The sequence below is a fragment of the Tritonibacter sp. SIMBA_163 genome (assembly GCF_046535935.1).
Classification (GTDB): domain Bacteria; phylum Pseudomonadota; class Alphaproteobacteria; order Rhodobacterales; family Rhodobacteraceae; genus Epibacterium; species Epibacterium scottomollicae.
In genome coordinates, this window is the sequence record NZ_JAWJBP010000196.1 from 1 (window position 1) to 346 (window position 346).

A 346-nucleotide genomic window follows, 5' to 3' on the forward strand; every position below is an offset into this window, starting at 1 on the left:
CAGCGACTTCGGGTAAACTGAATAAAAAGAAAGGCGGGGTTGGCAATGTATAAAAAACAGCAATATGTCTTTAAGGATGGCCGTCCGGTTATGGCAACGATACGGACTTATACGGAAGCGGATTTTCCAGGTTTGATTGAAGTGCAGCGCGAAAGCTTTCCGCCGCCGTTCCCGCCCGACTTGCTATGGGATGAGCAACAGCTGAAGAATCATATTACGCTTTATCCTGAAGGCGCTATTTGTGTAGAGATTGACGGCGAAATTGCGGGATCCATGACAGCGATGTTGACTACATTCGATCCTGCGGGCCCTTCCCATACCTGGGAGGAAATGACCGATTCGGGAT

Annotated in this window: 1 protein-coding gene; it reads left to right on the forward strand. The window is 49.1% G+C overall.

Features of this window, described 5'->3' with window-relative positions; translation table 11 throughout:
• Positions 1–45: 45 nt before the first annotated feature.
• Positions 46–346 (forward strand): hypothetical protein (locus R0J92_RS22065; RefSeq protein ID WP_411053224.1); only part of this gene is annotated, 301 nt, incomplete at its 3' end.